Source organism: Synechococcus sp. R50.1, assembly GCF_047462115.1.
Lineage (GTDB): Bacteria > Cyanobacteriota > Cyanobacteriia > Thermostichales > Thermostichaceae > Thermostichus.
The window spans coordinates 25,388-42,929 of sequence record NZ_JANSIN010000003.1; the positions used below are offsets into that span (position 1 = coordinate 25,388).

General features: G+C 59.8%; 13 protein-coding genes. 6 read left to right on the top strand and 7 right to left on the bottom strand.

Annotated features, from left to right (window positions below; all coding sequences use genetic code 11):
* Window positions 1-33: 33 nt before the first annotated feature.
* From fabG to NW870_RS01535, 4 genes are all read right to left on the bottom strand, one after another.
* Window positions 34-738: a 3-oxoacyl-ACP reductase FabG gene (fabG, locus tag NW870_RS01520; RefSeq protein ID WP_414373529.1), complete on the bottom strand. Its 705-nt coding sequence runs from the start codon at window positions 736-738 to the stop codon at window positions 34-36.
* Window positions 739-843: 105 nt separating this feature from the next.
* Window positions 844-1,740 (bottom strand): 16S rRNA (adenine(1518)-N(6)/adenine(1519)-N(6))-dimethyltransferase RsmA, encoded by an 897-nt coding sequence (rsmA, locus tag NW870_RS01525; protein WP_414373532.1) that lies wholly within the window; start codon window positions 1,738-1,740, stop codon window positions 844-846.
* The gene (locus NW870_RS01530) at window positions 1,737-3,476 is read right to left on the bottom strand and encodes a sensor histidine kinase (protein WP_414373533.1); all 1,740 of its coding nucleotides are present in this window, start codon (window positions 3,474-3,476) and stop codon (window positions 1,737-1,739) included. Before NW870_RS01530 ends, rsmA begins: the two co-directional genes overlap by 4 nt.
* A 44-nt stretch (window positions 3,477-3,520) precedes the next feature.
* The gene (locus tag NW870_RS01535; RefSeq protein WP_414373535.1) at window positions 3,521-4,654 is read right to left on the bottom strand and encodes a PIN/TRAM domain-containing protein; all 1,134 of its coding nucleotides are present in this window, start codon (window positions 4,652-4,654) and stop codon (window positions 3,521-3,523) included.
* Between the two features lie 217 nt (window positions 4,655-4,871).
* Between NW870_RS01535 and NW870_RS01540 the strand changes: the two genes are divergently transcribed.
* The 5 genes from NW870_RS01540 (at window position 4,872) to NW870_RS01560 (ending at window position 9,498) form a co-directional block, all read left to right on the top strand.
* Entirely contained in the window at window positions 4,872-5,114 is a 243-nt protein-coding gene (locus NW870_RS01540; protein WP_414373537.1) for a NifU family protein, read from the top strand.
* Window positions 5,115-5,238: 124 nt separating this feature from the next.
* Window positions 5,239-6,336, top strand: coding sequence for an RIP metalloprotease RseP (gene rseP, locus NW870_RS01545; RefSeq protein WP_414373538.1), 1,098 nt, complete (start codon window positions 5,239-5,241; stop codon window positions 6,334-6,336).
* Window positions 6,337-6,342: 6 nt separating this feature from the next.
* On the top strand, window positions 6,343-7,047 hold the full coding sequence (nth, locus tag NW870_RS01550; protein ID WP_414373540.1) for an endonuclease III: 705 nt from the start codon (window positions 6,343-6,345) through the stop codon (window positions 7,045-7,047).
* 110 nt (window positions 7,048-7,157) lie between these two features.
* Window positions 7,158-8,141, top strand: coding sequence for an RNase adapter RapZ (gene rapZ, locus NW870_RS01555; RefSeq protein ID WP_414373542.1), 984 nt, complete (start codon window positions 7,158-7,160; stop codon window positions 8,139-8,141).
* Window positions 8,134-9,498: a gluconeogenesis factor YvcK family protein gene (locus tag NW870_RS01560; protein WP_414373544.1), complete on the top strand. Its 1,365-nt coding sequence runs from the start codon at window positions 8,134-8,136 to the stop codon at window positions 9,496-9,498. The genes rapZ and NW870_RS01560 overlap by 8 nt, the downstream gene beginning before the upstream one ends.
* A 24-nt stretch (window positions 9,499-9,522) precedes the next feature.
* Here the strand turns inward: NW870_RS01560 and NW870_RS01565 are convergent, their stop codons facing one another.
* Window positions 9,523-11,109 (bottom strand): ArnT family glycosyltransferase, encoded by a 1,587-nt coding sequence (locus NW870_RS01565; RefSeq protein ID WP_414373547.1) that lies wholly within the window; start codon window positions 11,107-11,109, stop codon window positions 9,523-9,525.
* Between the two features lie 636 nt (window positions 11,110-11,745).
* On the opposite strand from NW870_RS01565, the gene NW870_RS01570 reads away from it, so the two are divergent.
* On the top strand, window positions 11,746-13,491 hold the full coding sequence (locus tag NW870_RS01570; RefSeq protein ID WP_414373550.1) for a peptidoglycan D,D-transpeptidase FtsI family protein: 1,746 nt from the start codon (window positions 11,746-11,748) through the stop codon (window positions 13,489-13,491).
* A 111-nt stretch (window positions 13,492-13,602) separates the two neighbouring features.
* Here the strand turns inward: NW870_RS01570 and NW870_RS01575 are convergent, their stop codons facing one another.
* A complete protein-coding gene (locus tag NW870_RS01575) occupies window positions 13,603-14,826 on the bottom strand; it encodes a glycosyltransferase (RefSeq protein WP_414373553.1) in 1,224 nt (407 codons plus the stop codon).
* 197 nt (window positions 14,827-15,023) lie between these two features.
* Window positions 15,024-17,510, bottom strand: a complete 2,487-nt coding sequence (locus NW870_RS01580; RefSeq protein WP_414373556.1) for an HD family phosphohydrolase — start codon at window positions 17,508-17,510, stop codon at window positions 15,024-15,026.
* Window positions 17,511-17,542: the final 32 nt, after the last annotated feature.

The window sequence follows — 17,542 nt, forward strand, 5'->3', positions numbered from 1 at the left end:
GAATGGCGGCTCATGGCTTGGTCAACCAGTTGCCTAGACGTTGCCATACACCGGGATCACCGCCCCTCGCAGATCCCGCGCTGCTTCTGAGACCAAAAAGGCGATCACCTGCCCGATGGACTCTGGCTTGACCCACAGCTTGGCTCGCTCGGATCCCATGGCAGCTCGGTTGGCCGGCGTGTCGATGATGCTGGGCAGGATGACGTTGGCCGTGATGTCGGTGCCTTGGGTTTCGGCGGCAATGGTGCGGGTCAGGGCCACCACCCCCGCTTTGGAAGCGCAGTAGGCGGCCAATTGCGGGCCCGGCTCCACCGCTCCTCGGGATCCCACCGTTACAATCCTCCCATAGCCCTGTTGCCACATTCTGCGCAGGCTGTGCTTGCAGGTCAGGAATGTGGTGGTGAGGTTGAGGTCGAAGTCGCGATACCAGTCCGCCAAGCTGTACTCGTGGGTGGGGCCCATGGCAAAGCCCCCCACCAGGTGGATCAGCCCATCCACGCGGGGTAGGTCGGCAATGACGCGGGCAACCGCCGCCTCATCTGTTAAATCCACTTGCACAAAGCGAACCCGATCCAGAGCATTGGCCGGCAGGCGCTCCCGCAAAATGGCAAGATCTTTCTCTTGGCGATAGGTCAAGGTCAGCTCTGCGCCGCTGGCCAGCACCACGGGAACCACCCCCAAACCCAGCCCGCCTGTGCCGCCGGTCAAGAGGATTTGCTTGCCTTGGTTGCTTTGCATGGATGCACCTGCATTGGCGAAGGGGATCCAAAACAAATTGGGAGGGGAGTGCAAAAAAACTCAGAGGATTTTGAGATCCATCCAACTGAGCTTCCCTCTCTTACCCTACCCTGGTTCCTGCTCCTCTTGAGGAACAACAGCCCTTTTGGGCGCTTTCTCCAGCAACAGATCGCTCAAGGCCAGCCAGTGGGGCAGATCCAGCTCTTCGGCGCGGGCATCGGGGTTGAGGCGGAGCTGAGCCAAAGCTGCTGCGACCACCTCTCGCTCCACCAAGCTTCCCAGGGCATTGACGAGCTTCTTGCGACGGGTGGAGAACCCCTGCCGGAGGAGTTGGTGAAACCAGCGGGGATCCCGGGCGGGGGTGGGGGCGGGGCGGGGGGTGAGGCGAATCACGGCAGATTCCACCTTGGGGGCTGGCTTGAAAGCGGTTGGGGGCACCCTGCAGATCAGCTCGCAATCGGCCAAGTAGCGCGTCCGCAGGCTGAGGGCACCATAGGCTTTGCTGCCGGGGCTTGCCTGAAGGCGCTCTGCCAGCTCTTTTTGCACCAGAAGGACAATGCGCTCGAATTGCCGAACTGGCTGGGCTGGGGATCCGAGCACCTTTTCCAAAATGGGGCCGGTCAGGTTGTAGGGGATATTGGCCACCAGCAGGCGGGGTTGAGGAGGCAGCGGCAGGCGGAGAAAATCTCCCTCCAGCAGGTGAAAACGGGGTTGGCCGGCGAACCGTTTTTGCAGCAGTCGGCACAGATCCCGGTCGATCTCCACCGCCACCACCTGGACACCCTGGGCCAGCAATCGCCGCGTCAGTTGGCCGGTGCCGGGGCCGATCTCCAGCACCCAAGTGGGATCCGCGTCTCCCTCTAGATCATTCAACTGGGCAGCCCGCACAATCGCCTCGTGAACAGCGGGATCCTTGAGCCAATGCTGACCAAACCGTTTACGAGGATAGGGCAACCGAGCGGTACCCAGAGGGGTTGCAGGAGCAATTGCCGGGTGGGTCATCGCTTGGCTGAGTTGGGAACAGAAATCAAGTTGGGATCCGCATCCTCAGGTTTCTCTGGCTTGACAGGGATTGCCTCTGGGTTCGGATCCCCGCTCAGGAGCGGCTTGCGGTAGAGGGGCACCGTAAAGGTGACGGTGGATCCCAGCCCTTCGCCCAAGCTGTAGAAATTGATCTCCCCTCCCATCGCCTCCACCAGGCGTTGGCTGATGGCCAGGCCCAAGCCGGTTCCTCCATATTGGCGGGTGGTGGAACCATCCACCTGCGTGAAAGCCTGAAACAGCTTCTGCTGCTTTTCCAGCGATACCCCGATCCCTGTGTCGATGACGCGGATGCGGGCCAAACCCGGGTTGCCGGGCAGGATATCCGCTCGCACGGTTACCGAGCCCTTGGGGGTAAACTTGATGGCATTCCCCACCAAATTGAGCATCACCTGCAACAGACGCTGATAATCTCCCAAGAGCAAAATCTGATCTGCAGTGTTGGGCAAGTGAAAGCTCAGTTGTAAGCCCTTCTGGCTGGCCTGCAAGCTGGTCTTGGCCTCCACATCCTTAAACAAGGCTCGCAGGTCGCAGGGCTGGAACTCCAACTGCATTTTGCCCGCCTCGATCTTGGCAATATCCAGCACATCGTTGATCAGGGCCAACAGGTGCAGGGCAGAGCGATAGGCCTCCTGCAAGAAGTCCAGCTCCTCTTCGCGGTTTTCGGCCATCCCGTCCAGCACCAGCTTGATAAAGCCGATGATCCCGTTGAGAGGGGTGCGCAGCTCGTGGGAGGTGTTAGCCAAGAATTGGCTTTTGAGCTGGTTGGCCGATTCTGCTTGGGCACGGGCCTGCTCCAGCTCCTTATTTTTCTGGCGCAGCGTCTGGTTGGCTAACTGCAAGCGGGTTGCCAGTTGGCGACTTTGATCCAGCAAAATGGCGTGGGCAATGGCTGCGCCCAGGTAGGTGGCAATGCTCTGGAGCACCTGAATATGGCTTGGCTGCCAAACAGGAACCCTGTTCAGATCCAATACTTCCAGCCAGAGCAAGCTGTTGGCATAGCCCTGGTAAGACATGGCAATGGCCAGATGTCGCCCTGCCTCCACCGGCTCTTCCTGTCTGAGGGCCTGTAGCAAATGGGGGTAATCTGCCAGCCGCAGGGTCTGGTTGAGGAGGGAGGGATCCCCAGGGTGGCAGCGATACTCGGCATTGACCGTGAGGGAGTCCTGCCCCACCTCGTAGAGGGCCATTAGGCAGCGGTCTACCCCAAACAGTTGCCCCAACTGCTCCACGGTCTGCTGGCACAGTTGCCGGATATCGAGGGAATGCCGGATGTTGCGCACCAACTGCGTCGTGATCCCCTGTACCGGGTCGGCCAGGACAGGATGGGGCTGGCTGTTGGGGCTGCTGGCTCCTCCGGCCAGCGCAAAAGGCGTGGCCCCCAGCAACTTGCCCACCACCGAAATCGCCGCCACCTCCCCTTCCGTGTCCCGTACAGGGTTGAGCGAAAGATGGAGATGCAACTTGTAGCGGGGCGAGAGCACCTGGCATTCGTAGGAGAGGGGATCCCCGCTTGCAAACACCTGGTTGAGCTTAGCCTCATACTCCCCGGCGTTGGTCACCTCCCAAACTTGCTGTCCGCTCACGATGTGCTGAGGGTGGATGCCGTACTTCTCGGCATCTTCCCAGTAAAAACTCCAGAAGCGCCTCTGGCGATCCTGCGTGTAGAACATCGGAGTGGGTCGGAGCACACCCATGGGGGAGGAGACCACCATTGCGTTAGGGGAACACAGGCCAAAACTCAGGTTTTTCCAGAGGAAGCCGGGCTGGCGGGATCAGAGGCCGGGCGGGTTAGTGGGGCAGGATCCTTGTTGAGGCGGGCGAAGATCATGCGGCCTGCTGAGGTTTGAATGGCGCTGGTCACAACTACAGAGCGGGTTTTGCCCACAGAGCGCTGCCCTTCTTCCACCACCACCATGGTGCCGTCTTCCAAGTAGCCCACCCCTTGACCTGGCTCTTTTCCTTCGCGGGTGATCTTGATATCAAAGCTATCGCCGGCAACGTAGAGAGGCCGCAGCGCCTCGGCCAACTCATTCACATTCAGCACCTTGACCCCCTGCAGAGCCGCCACCTTCTTCAGGTTGTAATCGGTGGTGAGCAGCGTTCCCCCCACGGTTTGGGTGAGGCGCACCAGCTTTTCGTCCACAGTGCTCAGATCCGGATAGTTGGCTTCGTGAATGACGAAACGATCGGGGTAGGCTTCTCGTAGAGCCTGCAGCGTATCCAAACCTTTGCGGCCCCGCTCTCGTTTTTGGGCATCGGCCTTGTCGGCGATGGTTTGCAATTCCGTCAGCACAAAGCGAGGAACCACCAGGGTTCCTTCCAAGAAGCCCGTCTCGATCAACTGGGCCACTCGGCCATCGATGATGGAGCTGGTGTCCAAAACCTTGGCGCTGGCAGCCACCACATTGCCCTCCGCCCAGAGGGCTGCTTGTAAAGCATAGTTGGGGTTAAACAGCCGCAGCAGCGAGGGGCCGTGGGTATCGGCCAGGCTGACCCCCAGGTAAGCAAAGGCCAAGCTGAAAAAGACCGAAGCCAGCGGCTCGAGGAACCTATTGAGTTGGGGGGGCAGGGGCAGCAAGTAGACAGGAGCCATGGCCAGATTGGCAATCACCAAGCCGATCACCAACCCCACCGAGCGGCTGATCAACACGTCCGGCGGCAAGGAGCGCACATTGGCCTCAAAGCGACGGTAGCTCCAGCGCACCAGGGATCCCAGAGCCAGCCCTGCCAGCAGGCCAAAGCCGCTGGTGACGACACGGGCTCCTTCCACATTGGCCCCCTGAATGGCGGCAGGAGGGAGCAGATCCAGGCCATAAAACCCGAGGCCAGCTCCCGCCAACATGAAGATCATGACCAGTAAAGCGTCTAGCATAAGGAAAAAGACGGCCCTGCTGAGTGGGTGATGCTGCTGGGAATAGGCAAATCTGCTTCCTATTCTAGTCGTCTGGCGTTGGAGGGATCCGGACAACCCAACCAGCCCTCCCCCAGAAGGATTCAGACTATGCTGAAATCATAGCGATCCCTTGCCGACTTGAGGGGTCTGTGGAGAAACCGCTACAATCCAAATCTCAACGAGGCTGAAAGCAACCATGGCACAGGCACTGGAACTCAATACCGAAAACGTCGAGAAAGTCCTGGACGAGCTGCGTCCTTACTTGATGGCCGATGGGGGCAATGTGGAACTGGTGGAAATCGATGGCCCGGTGGTCAAGCTGCGCCTGCAAGGGGCCTGTGGAGCCTGCCCCAGCTCAACCATGACTCTAAAGATGGGCATTGAGCGCAAGTTGCGGGAGAGCATTCCCGATATTTTGGAGGTGGAGCAGGTATTCTGAGGGGCCCTGTAGGTTTTTGTGAGATTCCTTTAGGGTTCTTTATCATGTGTTGGATTATGTGCCTTGATAAATAGCCTCGGGTGGCTCTCTGCTCCCCACTTCTGTGCCTTTTCAGAGCTAGCGCATGTCTGTTCTCCTCTCCATCGCCATTCTCGCCCTGCTGATCCTGGTGCATGAGGCAGGCCATTTTGCGGCAGCCAAACTCCAAGGGATCCACGTCAACCGCTTCTCGCTGGGGTTTGGGCCGGTGCTGTGGCGATACCAGGGCAGGGAGACAGAGTATGCCATTCGCGCCCTGCCGCTGGGGGGCTACGTGGGCTTTCCTGACGAGGATGAACATTCTCCCTACCCCCCCGACGACCCGGATCTGCTGAAAAACCGCCCCGTGTTGGATCGCCTGGTGGTGATGAGTGCAGGGGTGATGGCCAACCTGATCTTCGCCTATCTGGTGCTGGTGTTGATGTTTGCCTGGGTGGGGATCCCCTCGGTAACGCGCATCCATCCCGGCATTCTCATCCCTCAGGTGATGCCCGATAGCCCGGCGGAGCGGGCCGGCCTGAAGGCAGGGGATGTGGTGTTGCAGGCAGCCGATCGCGATTACAGGGGGATTGCCGACGAGACGGCGGCCTTGGCAGCTCTGAACGATTTTCAGGTGCTGATCCGCAGCAGCGAGAACCGGCCCATTCCCCTGGAGGTGCAGCGTGGGGAAGGGGATCCCCTGCAATTGACGGTGATCCCAGAGGTGCGGGGAGAGACGGTGGCCATTGGAGTGACCTTGGCCCCCAATCAAGAGGTGACCTTGCGCCCCGCCCAGAACGTGGCCGAGATCCTCACGGAGGCGGGAAATGCCTACCAGCGGGTGGTGATGCTCAATCTGAACGGCTTGCGGCAGTTGCTGCAGAATTTCCAAAGCACGGCTGCTCAGGTCTCCGGCCCGGTGGGGATCGTCAAGATCGGGGCGGATCTGGCCCGCGATGACGCCGCCAGCCTGTTTAATTTCACCGCTTTGATTAGCATTAACCTGGCCTTTCTCAACCTGTTGCCCCTGCCCGCCTTGGACGGGGGACACATTGCCTTTTTGATCCTGGAGGCGATTCGCGGCAAACGGCTGCCCAAGCATCTGGAGGAGCGGGTGATGCAGACGGGCTTGGTGTTGTTGCTGGGATTGGGGGTGGTGCTGCTCTTCAAAGACACCCTCGCCATTGTCACCGGGTCGGGCTAGGGGAAGATGGCCAGCAAACGGGCCTTGCGCCAGCGAGCTTTGGAGATCCTGCTCCGGCTGAAGCGCCACTACCCCAACTCCACCTGTGCCCTCCACTACCAGACGCCGCTGCAGCTCTTGGTGGCAACCATCCTCTCGGCTCAGTGTACGGATGAGCGGGTGAATCAGGTAACGCCAGAGCTGTTTCGTCGCTTCCCGGATGCCCAGGCCCTGGCGACAGCGCCGCGAGAGGAGATCGAGGCTCTCATCCATTCCACCGGCTTCTATCGCAACAAGGCCAAGCACATTCAGGAAGCCTGCCGCAAGATCTTGAGCCATTTCGGTGGCCAAGTGCCCCGCACCATGCCGGAGCTGCTCACCCTACCCGGCGTAGCCCGCAAGACGGCCAATGTGGTGTTGGCTCATGCTTTTGGCATCAATGCCGGGGTTACCGTCGATACCCATGTTAAGCGCCTCAGCCGCCGCCTCGGCCTCACTGAGCACGAGGATCCCGTGCGCATCGAAAAGGATCTGATGCAGTTGTTGCCGCAGGCAGATTGGGAGAACTGGTCTATCCGTCTGATCGACCACGGGCGGGCCGTCTGCACTGCCCGCAAGCCTCTGTGCGAGCAATGTTTTTTGGTGGATCTCTGCCCCAGCGCTCCCCTCCTGAGACCGGCGGCACCGGATGAGAAAATGGATAAAAAAGCTACCAAAGCCTCGCCAACCTGAGAGGATGGTTTCTGGGCGCCCTGTATGGCTGAGCCGGCAGGGATCCCTCCCTTGCAGCACTTGTTTTGGCCGCCCCTCGCCCTAGAATAAGCTCCATGCAGGATAAACCCATGTCAGTCGCGACCCCCGTTTTGGTCATTGCCGGCCTGACGGGATCCGGGAAAACCTTGGCCATCCAGCAGTTGGAACAACTGGGGTACACCGGCCTAGAAGGGATCCCGCCTGCCCAGGTGATCCCCTTGGTTGAGGCGATGCGGACCCATCACGCTGCTTTGGCCATCAGCTTGAATCTCCACGCCCAGGAGTACCGGGATCAAGTTCCCACCCTGGCTGCTTGGGTGCAATCGCAAGGGATCCCTTTCCTATTCTTGGAGGCCCGCTCCCCAGTGTTGCTCAACCGTCTCAGCGCCCACCGCCGTCCCCATCCCTACGGGGAAGCTGCCGGTTTGTTGGAGGCCATTGAGCAAGAGCGGCTGGCTCTGGCCCCGGTGCGGGAACGCTGCACCCACTGGTTGGATACCTCCGACCTCAATGCCCAGCAACTGCGGCAGCAATTGCAAGCTTTGGTGCAAGGGATCCCCCAGCCCCTCAACCTAAGGCTGGTCAGCTTCGGTTTCAAATACGGCGTTCCCCCCGATGCCAACTTGCTGTTCGATGTGCGCTTTTTGCCCAACCCCTTCTTTCAGCCCCATCTGCGCCGCCTTACCGGGCAGGATCCCCTGCTGCAGGAGTTCTTGTTTGCGGATCCCATCACACAATCCACCTACCAGCACATCTTGTCCCTGATCAAAGCGTTTTGGCCCCACTACCGCGCAGAGCGTCGCCCCCACCTGACTTTGGCTATCGGCTGTACCGGCGGTCAGCACCGCTCGGTGGCCCTGGTGGAGCGCCTGGCCCAGGATTTGCAGCCTTGGACTGTCCCTGCCGGCAACCACGTTCTTCCCGACCTGAATGTTCAGGTTCAGCATCGCCATCTGCTCGACTCTCAGCGGGAGCTGGAAGCCCGCTTTGGCCCGGCGCCCGGCGAAGTTGGCGTTGCCCAGCAACAGGTTAGGATCCCTTTGGCCGGCGTTCCTGCACCTTCCCATGCCTAAGCCTGTGCCCAGCAACAAGTCCGCCGCTTGGGGCATTCGCCGCCGCAAGGCTGCTTGGCCGGGAAGTGGCTGGAAATGGCTCTTTCCCGGTTTAGCCGTTAAACGCTGGCTGAGCCTGGCGGTTGGGGGCGTGCTGCTGATGGTGCTGGGCATTGCCATCTGGACGGAGTTGACCCCCATCTTTCGCCTGAAGCGGCTGATCGACATCACCCTGCGCCTGATCACCACTTGGATCCCGAACAACATCAGTGGCCCCCTGGTGACTGGGATCGGGCTGGTGATGGTGGTGCTGGGGTTTCGCAGCGCCATGCGCTCCATCGAGGATGTGCTGATCCCCGAGGGAGATGAAGCGCTGGTGGATAAGCTGTTGTCGCGGCGGCGTCTCAGCCGTGGTCCCCGCATTGTGGTACTGGGGGGCGGCACCGGCCTCTCCAACCTGCTGCGGGGTCTGAAGCGCTACAGCTCCAACATCACAGCCATTGTCACGGTGGCCGATGACGGGGGATCCTCAGGGCGTCTGCGGCGGGAGATCGGCGTTTTGCCCCCCGGCGATATCCGCAACTGCCTCACTGCTCTGGCCAACGAAGAAAAGCTGCTCACCGAGCTGTTTCAATATCGCTTCCAGTCGGGGGAAGGGTTGAGCGGCCACAGCTTCGGCAATTTGTTCATCACTGCCCTCACCGCGGTAACCGGCGGCGACTTGATTCGGGCCATCACTGCCACCTCGCAAGTCTTGGCCATTCAGGGGCGGGTGCTGCCGGCCACCCTGGCGGATGTTACCCTCTGGGCGGAGCTGAGCGATGGCCGCCGCGTGGTGGGAGAGTCCAACATTGCCAAAGCCGGAGGACGCATTTGCCGAATCGGCTGCGACCCTCCCAGCCCTCCGGCCTTGCCAGAGGTCATCGAGGCTATTGAGGCGGCAGAGTTTGTGGTGCTGGGGCCGGGTAGCCTCTACACCAGCATCATCCCTAACCTGTTGGTACCGGAAATTGTGGAAGCTCTGGCCAAAAATATGGCCCCCCACATCTACGTCTGCAACATCATGACCGAGCCGGGGGAGACGGACGGCTATACCGTTGGGGATCACGTCATGGCTTTGGATCGGGTGGCAGGAGTGCGCCTATTTGACGGCGTGCTGGTGCAGCGGGAGCCACCCTCCCCGCGCGCTTTGGAGCATTACCGCCGCAGCGGTTCTGAGTTTGTGGTGCTGGATCCCGACAAACTGGCTTACCTGGGCTGCCGTGCCGTTTTGGCTAACGTCATGCAAGAGGATCCAGAGACCGGCTTGGTGCGCCACAACCCCGAACGCTTGGCTGCAATGCTGATGCGCTGGTTCGACAGACATCGCCCCCTCTAGCTTTGCCCAGGATGTCCTCTGCTGTTATTGCAGGCGGGAATAAGGGCGGGGATAGGGCTTGCGCATCTGTCGAGCCAGGTACACCTGAAAGGTTTGCGCCACCGCCCCTGCCCGCACCAGGGGAACCTCGGCCACAGGCTCGATTTGGGCAAAGTAGTCGCCATAGGTGGCTGGGATCCCTGCCCTCGGCTGGAACAGCTTGGAAGTGATGAGCAGCCCATCCTGCCCCAGCCAATCCTGAGGCTGCGACCAAAAGGCAAAGCCCCGCAAATCTGCATCCAGGCAGGTCAGAGGCTTGTCCGTCAGCGGAGCCAGGGCCATGGCGATCTGACCGCCCAAAAAATAGACATTGGTAAAAACGAACTCTGCCTCCTCAAGAGCTTGAGCCAGGTGGGGATCCGTCCGAAACCGCTGCCGCAACTGCTCAATTTCAATGAGCTGAGTAGAGGGATCCTGCTCCACGGGCCACAGGCCCAGCCCGCCAGGAGCCTGCAGCAGGCCATAGCGCACATGGGCCAGCCCCACCCCCACCACCAAACTCACCATCACTGCCGTCCCCACTAAGGTTCGCTTCGCTCCCGGCCACCGTTCCCAGAAGGATCCCAGCAGCAGCGTCAGCACCCAAAACCCCGGCATGGGCCAGGTGGGCAAGATGGGCCGGTAGCCTCCCATCAAGGTAAAGGCCAACACCAGCGGTAATCCACAGGCCAGGATCAAAAGGTGCTTGAGCTCTTCATCCGTCAGCCGCATCCCGCGGAGAATCTGCAGGGCCACCCGACCCGTCCCTGCCAAACTCGCCCACCCCAAAGGGATCCCCAAGCTGGGGAACAGGTAAAAGATTTCAGAAAGGATCGTCAGCCCCAGCGCTTGCAGTTGATACCCTGCCTCCGGCACCGCCCGCCCCGCCTGAAAGTGAAAGGAGACCCAATCCTGCTGGGCGTTCCAGATCAGCACCGGGCTGAAGGCCAGCACAAAACCCAGCACCGCCAGCACCGTCCAGCCCGACCTCAAGGCACAGCGATGAACTGGGCTGAGCAGACAAAAGAGTACCAGGCCGAACCCCAAAGCCAAGCCGTGGTACTTCCCCAAGCAGGCCAGCCCCACCAAGAGACCTATGAGCGCTAGCCTAGGCCCTGGCCGATAGCGAGCCGCCCCATAGACTCCCAATTTCCCCTGCCCCAAAGGAGCCGGAAAAAACTCCTGAGCGGCCACCCACAAGGTTGCTGCCGTAAAAAAGATCAGCGGGCTATCCGGCAAGGTCAGCACCCCAAACCCAATCCAAAGGATCGGCGCGATGCTGATGGCCGCCAAGCTGATCAGTCCTGCCTGATCAGAGAAAAGGCGTGCTCCGGTGTAGTAAAGGAGTAGGGAAGAGCCAGAATAGAGCAGCAGGGATCCCAGTCGAATAGAAAAAGCCGACACCTGACCGGTCAAGGCAGGCCCCAAGCCCGTTGTCCAGGCCACCAGCGGCGGATGGTCAAAATAGCTCCAATCCAGATGGCGGGTGTAGAGGTAGTAGTAGGCTTCGTCAAAGCCCGGCGGCAAAAGGGCAGCCACCAGGCCCCGCATGAACAAGCCCAACCCCAGGATTAGCCAAACCGCTCTAGGCAATGGAGGGGATCCCTATGGGCAGATGGACAGATCTAACTTACCTTGAATACCTCTCGGGGCTACGTCCCTCTAGCACTATGACTTTGTTTCCCGCAAAAAAATGACCGGACACCCCAAAAATTGACCCAGCTTCTCGGCCTCTGCCCGCGCCTCTGATTCACTGTCATCACAAAGCGCCAGGAAGAGGTTTTAAATCAAGCAAGTTAAAGGTTTGAGCTGTTGAATGTACGCAAGTGAGTTGGGTTTTTCATGTCCTCCCAGTTTCTTTTGAATGTGATTTAAAACTGTGGATCCAAGTGCGAAAAGTCTGAGGACTTGCCCGCACCTAATTCATGTTCTGAGGTATTATGTTATCTCCAATACCTCTAAAATGTCCTGGCTGCTTTTCGGGATCCCAAGGTCTTTCCCAGAAGCTGTGGGGTGGCATAACAGTGGGATGAGCGCCAAACTAGCGGTGGTGCTTATGTGAGGATTGCAATGGAAGGCAGACCTAGGGCTAGGGTAGGGCGGCCTGTGCCGAAATCTCTGGAGACAAGGCAAAATGGCCGGCAACTTGCTCAACGGCGCCGACGCAGAGGTTCTTGGATCCCTTCACCGCGAAGCTCTAGGCAGTGGGGAACAGCGCTGGGATGGCTCTTGGGGGAGCGGATCCCGACGGCCCGCCAGCTTGACTTTCGCGCCGGCATGACCGGACTGGCTTTGATCATCGCCCTATTTGTAACAGGAGCACGTCTGGTTTATTTGCAACATCAACAGGCACCCCTATTGCAGCAGCGAGCCGAAGCCCAGCAGCGAGCCCAGCTAAGACCCTTCATTCCTCGTCGCTCAATTGTGGATCGTCATTCTATTGCCAAGCAGCAGGCAGAATTGCTGGCCGTAGATCGCCCCGTCTATACTCTCTGGGCCCATCCCCGCCTCTTTGGCAAACGCACTCCAGAGGAAATGGCCACCGCTCTTGCTCCCCTGTTGCGGCGTCCAGTAGAGCAACTGGCGCAGCGGCTATCGGCCAATCAGGCAGTGCGGGTGGAGCGCTGGGTATCCCAGGAGGTGGCAGATCAAATTCAGGCTCTGCATCTGGATGGCCTGGAGCTGGTGAGCGAGCGGCAACGCGTTTACCCCCAAAAAGAGATGGCCGCTGAGGTGGTAGGCTATGTAGATCTGGATCATCAGGGCCAAGCAGGAGTCGAATATTCCCGACAAGAGCTGCTGGAGCGTACCGTTCAACCTGTTACTATTCCTCGCGATGGCTACGGACGACTGTTGGCTGCCGAGGTGCCGGAAGGGCTGCTGCAATCTGGCGAGACGGTGCTGCAACTTACCCTAGATATGCGCCTGCAAAGAGCTGCCCGCGCTGCCCTGAAAGCCCAACTGCAACGGTTTCGAGCGCTGCGGGGTACGGTGATCATCTTGCAGCCCCACACGGGGGAGATTTTGGCTCTGGTGAGCGAGCCCACCTATGACCCCAACCGCTACTTTGAGTATGACCCCGGTCTTTTTCGCAACTGGGCCGTAACGGATTTGTATGAGCCGGGATCCACCTTCAAGCCCATCAACATTGCCATTGGGTTGGATGCTGGAGCCTTCAGGGCAGATGAGCGGGTCTATGACGAGGGTCGGATTCTCATCGGTCAGTGGCCCATTCAAAATTACGACTACCACCAGCGAGGGGCCCATGGCTGGATGAGCGTCACGGATATCCTGCGGCAATCCAGCAATGTGGGCATGGTACATCTAATGCGCAAGCTGGATCCCCGCCAGTACTACAATGCCTTGGTGCGGCTGGGGTTCAACGAGCGCAGTGGCGTGGATTTGCCCTTTGAGCCGGCCAGCCGTTTGAAACCGCTGCGACAGTTTGTTACGGTGCCGGTGGAGCGGGCCACTGTCGCTTTCGGCCAGGGGCTGGCCCTTACCCCTCTACAGTTGGCTGCCATGCATTGCATCATTGCCAACGGCGGACTGAAAGTGCAGCCCCATGTGGTGCGAGGCTTGGTGGAGAAGGATACGGATACTTTGGTTTGGGGATCCCCGCAGCCGCAGCCGGTGCGGGTACTATCCGAGCAAGCCACGCTGGCAGTGCGTATCCAAATGCGGGATGTGGTGGACTTTGGCACCGGGCAATCGGCCAAGATCGAGGGGTATGAGATCGGCGGCAAAACCGGCACTGCCCAGAAAGCCGGGCCACGGGGGGGCTATTTGCCCGGCAAGCGCATCACCAGTTTTGTGGGCTATTTCCCGGCCATTCGCCCCAATTACGTGATCTTGGCGGTGATCGACGAGCCCCAGGGGGAAGATGCCTTCGGCTCGACGACGGCTGCTCCCGTTGTTCGCTCGGTCATCCAGGAGATCATCGCCCTGGAAGGGATCCGCCCTAACTCTACTTAGCGCAGCCATAGGAACAAGGAGCGAAGGTGGATGCCAAAGGGGGCCCAGACAGTGAGGAAATGAGCGAAATGCCCATACCTCCGGATTGGCTCTTCCTGGAAAAAGCCATACTCAAGACTGGCCACCCACAGAGTCCGACTTAACCTCTGCACTCCTCCAGCTCAGCTTGGAGTTGAGGTAGAAGTTCCAGAATACAACAATACCGATGGCAATTAAGTTGGCCAACAAATAATGAATGCCCAAGCGCTCGCTCAGCAAGGTCACCAGTGAAGTGTTGAGAACCAAGCCAATTAAGCAGATAACGTTAAACTTCGCCAACCGCTTCAGGCGATTCCAGGGCCCCGGCTGCAAGCGGGTCACATGGCGAAAAGTCCACAGGTCGTTCCAGAGGAAGTTATTGAGAATGGCCACCTCCGAAGCAACCAGCTTACTGGTTATGAGATCCCATCCTAAGTTGGTGGGATCGTGCAAAACATAGAGCAAAGCCATGTCCACCAAGGTGCCCGACAGGCCAACCGTGCTGAAGCGCAAAAAGGATCCCACCTGCCCTAGCGAAAAGCGCAGCACCATCAGGTGGTGGAGATATTGGAGACAAGTTTGCAGTTGGATTTTGCTCTCCCCGTTTTGGCGCTCCTGAAAGATGTAGCCGACTTCAGCAATGGTTTTCACCCGGCCCCGCGCCAGCACCTCGATCAGCAGCTTGTAACCCTTGGGGTTGAGCGGGATCCCGGCAATGGCTTGGCGTCTGACCAGAAACAGTCCGCTCAACGGATCGGAAACACGGCTGAAAACTCCCGGCAGCAGAACCAGCCCAATCCATTGGGCCCCGCGGGAGACAATGCGCCGGCCCAGGCTCCAGTGGCTCACCCCCCCCGACTCCGCATAGCGGCTGCCCACCACCAAATCTGCCCCTTTCTGGATGAGCAGCCACAATTTGAGGACAATCTCCGGCGGATGCTGCAAATCCCCATCCATAACCCCCAACACCTCGCCGCGGGCAGCTTGCCATCCCCGCAGCACGGCAGTGGCCAGGCCTCGTTCGTGGTGGCGACAGATGACTTGCAGTTGAGGGAATTCTTTTTGCAATCCTTGGGCCACTTTGGCAGTGTAATCGGGGCTATTGTCATCCACCACAATCAACTCATAGCTTCCAGGCAGAATCGTGTCTAGGTGGGCACACAACTGCCGGATCAGGATGCAGATACTGGAGGCTTCGTTGTAGGTGGGAATGACCAGCGACAGTTGGACAGGGCTGGACTGAGACAGAGGTGGAATCTGAAAAGGAGCTGCAGAAGCTTTGGGATCGGCAGAGGAAGTAGGAGCTCCATGAAACATTCAGCAGGCCATCCAAAAACAATAAAACAAAAATCCTCCGCCTAGGGCTGCAAATCCTAGGACTGCCTTGGTTCATACTGGGTCCACAGAACGATCCCCTATCGTACTGATCGATGAGCCGCAGGGCTAGACCTTTCTCCACCTACTTAGCTTCTGAGGACTCCGTCTCACTGACGCGAACGGGAGAGGTCACCTGGCTAAGGGGATCCCGTAGAGGGGCTCATCAACACCGGGATCTGGGCCTGAGCAGAGGCAGTCTCAGGCAGCGAGGGGGCAGGGGTGAAACTGGGGTAGGGGATGCGCTCGTGGTTGGATTCCCGCCAGACCTCCACGAAAGCGTCTGCCACCACCTCCAAATCCTCCAGCGTCAGCCCACTATCAACCAACTGGCCATCTTGCCAACGGGCCTGGGCAATTTTGCGGACAACAGCTTTTGCCCGCTCGACCACATCGGGGCCGAAGCCATCGCTCAGAGTCATGCTGCGCAGGGCGGCTTCACAGGCATCGGCCATCATCACCACCCCCGTCTCCTTGCTCTGGGGGATCGGGCCATCGTAGCGGAACGGCTCTTCGGGTACGGGCTGACCCCCGGCTTTCATCTGGGCTTGATGGTAGAAATAGGCAATCAGGATCGTCCCCTGGTGCTCAGGGATAAACGCCTGGACGGCGGTAGGCAGATTATATTGCTTGGCCAGGCGCAAGCCATCGCTGACGTGGGCCTTGATAATCTGAGCACTGCGATAGGGATCGTCCAGTTGGGTGTGGGGGTTGAGGCTGCCCATCTGGTTCTCGATGAAGTAGCGGGCCTGCAGCATCTTGCCGATGTCGTGGTAAAGAGTGCCGGTGCGCACCAGCTCCACGTTGAGGTTCAGCTTCTGGGCAGCCCGTTCTGCCAAAGTGGCCACAAGCAGAGTGTGCTGGAAGGTGCCGGGGGCCTCTGCAGCCAGCCGCCGCAGCAGCGTGCGATTGGGATTGCTCAACTCGATCAGACGAATGGGGGTGGCTAAGTCAAACAGGCGCTCCAGGTAGGGGCTGGCTCCCAGGGCAACAATGCTCCACCCCAGGCTGGTTCCCCCCGCCAAAGCCATAGCCAACAGGTCGATGCCACCGGTGGTGGCCAAGCTAACCGCCCCGTAGGCCAGCATCTGCACCGCTGCCGCTCCTCCTCCCAACAAGGCCAGCTCTTCGCGGGAACGGGAACGCCCGGCCAAGGCAGAGGCCACCACACTGCCGGAGAGCAAGGGTACAAGGGTGAGCAGGTTGGCAGAGGAGACCAAGGGCAAAAACAATGCCTGGCCCACCACCACCACCAGGCCCAGCCCTGCCCCGTAAAAACTGCCCAGCAACAGCCCCACCGCCGGCAAGGAGCTGAACTCCAGCTTGAACAAGGCCGCCAAAAGGGGAGCGGTCAGGGAAACTATGAGGATCAACACCCGATCCCGGCGGCGCAACCCTGGCCGCAAGCGTTGCTGCAGAGGCACAAAGACAGCCAGGCCCAGGCCCATCACGCCGGCCACCCCCACCAAGCCCCAGACGTTGATCCCGCGCTGGGTAAGCCCAAAGTGATCCAAGATGAGAAAAATTTCGGGAGTGATGACCTGATCTGCTCGCACGATCACCTGGTTCTCGGCAACCGAGATCAGAACCGGCTCGACTTTTTCCAGCTCGGCGCGGATGCGCTGCTCGGTGCGCTGGGGATCCACCTCCACGTTGGGAATGAGCACCTGCTGCAGCCACTGATAGACCAGGGCCTGCAGCTCCTGTCGTTGGGCGGCGCTGCCCGGAAACATCAAATCGTCCAGTTGGGCTTGGATCCCTTCGGCGCGAACTTCGCGGGGCAGGCCATCCACAATCCCTATCTTCTGCAGGCGCTCCAAGACCCGCCGGCTCAAGGTTTGCAAATGCTGCCAATCCGCATCTGCCAAATTGAGAACTGTGGCCGGAACAGGGGGGGTGAGCTGCTCCAGAGCCGGCAAAGCCGCTTGATAGCGCCGTTGCGCCGCTTCCACCTGGGCAATTAGCTGAGTATAGGGATCCGTCCCCGCCATCTGGGTGGCCGATCCATCCAACCAAGCCCGCTGCCAAACCTCAACAAGCTCCTGCTTGGCCCGCTGCTCCAGCTGCTCCGGTCGCCCAGAAGAGGGCTCTTCTGAAGGAGATGGGGTGGCTCCGCGGATGGCCTCTTGTCGGGCGCGAGCCTGGAAGGGTTCCCACTCCTCCGGGGAAAGCTGGCGCAGGTAGATCTGCGTTGGCAGAGACAGCAACTGGACAGAAACATAGGGCAGAGGCCCTGCCTCTTGGCGGATGGCCTCCACCTCAGCCAGGAGACCCTCCAGGTTTTGCCGCATGCTGTCGTTGGCGGTGCTGTTGATTTTGAGGGCCTGAACCACCCGCCGTCGCGCCTCAGCTTGTCGGGCCTGGGTAGCCTCCACATCTTCAATCTCCGCCGCAGCAGGGGCGAGAAACGTCTGCGGGGAGCGGCTGCCGACGGTCAGTTGTGGTTCGTTGTAGTAGCGGATCCCGTGGACGGCAGTGAGGGAGAGAAGCGCGAGGGCATAGCCGGCAATCCGCTCCGAAAGGGGGGGCCTGCTCTTTCGAGGGGAAGCTGCCTGGCGTCGCCGAGTCCAGTGTTCCGCGTTCGCGTCGGTGGCGCGAAGGGCTTTGGGCGTGAGCGGGTTTTTCATGGATTGGCCTGGCAGCGTCTTTCTCTTTTCTA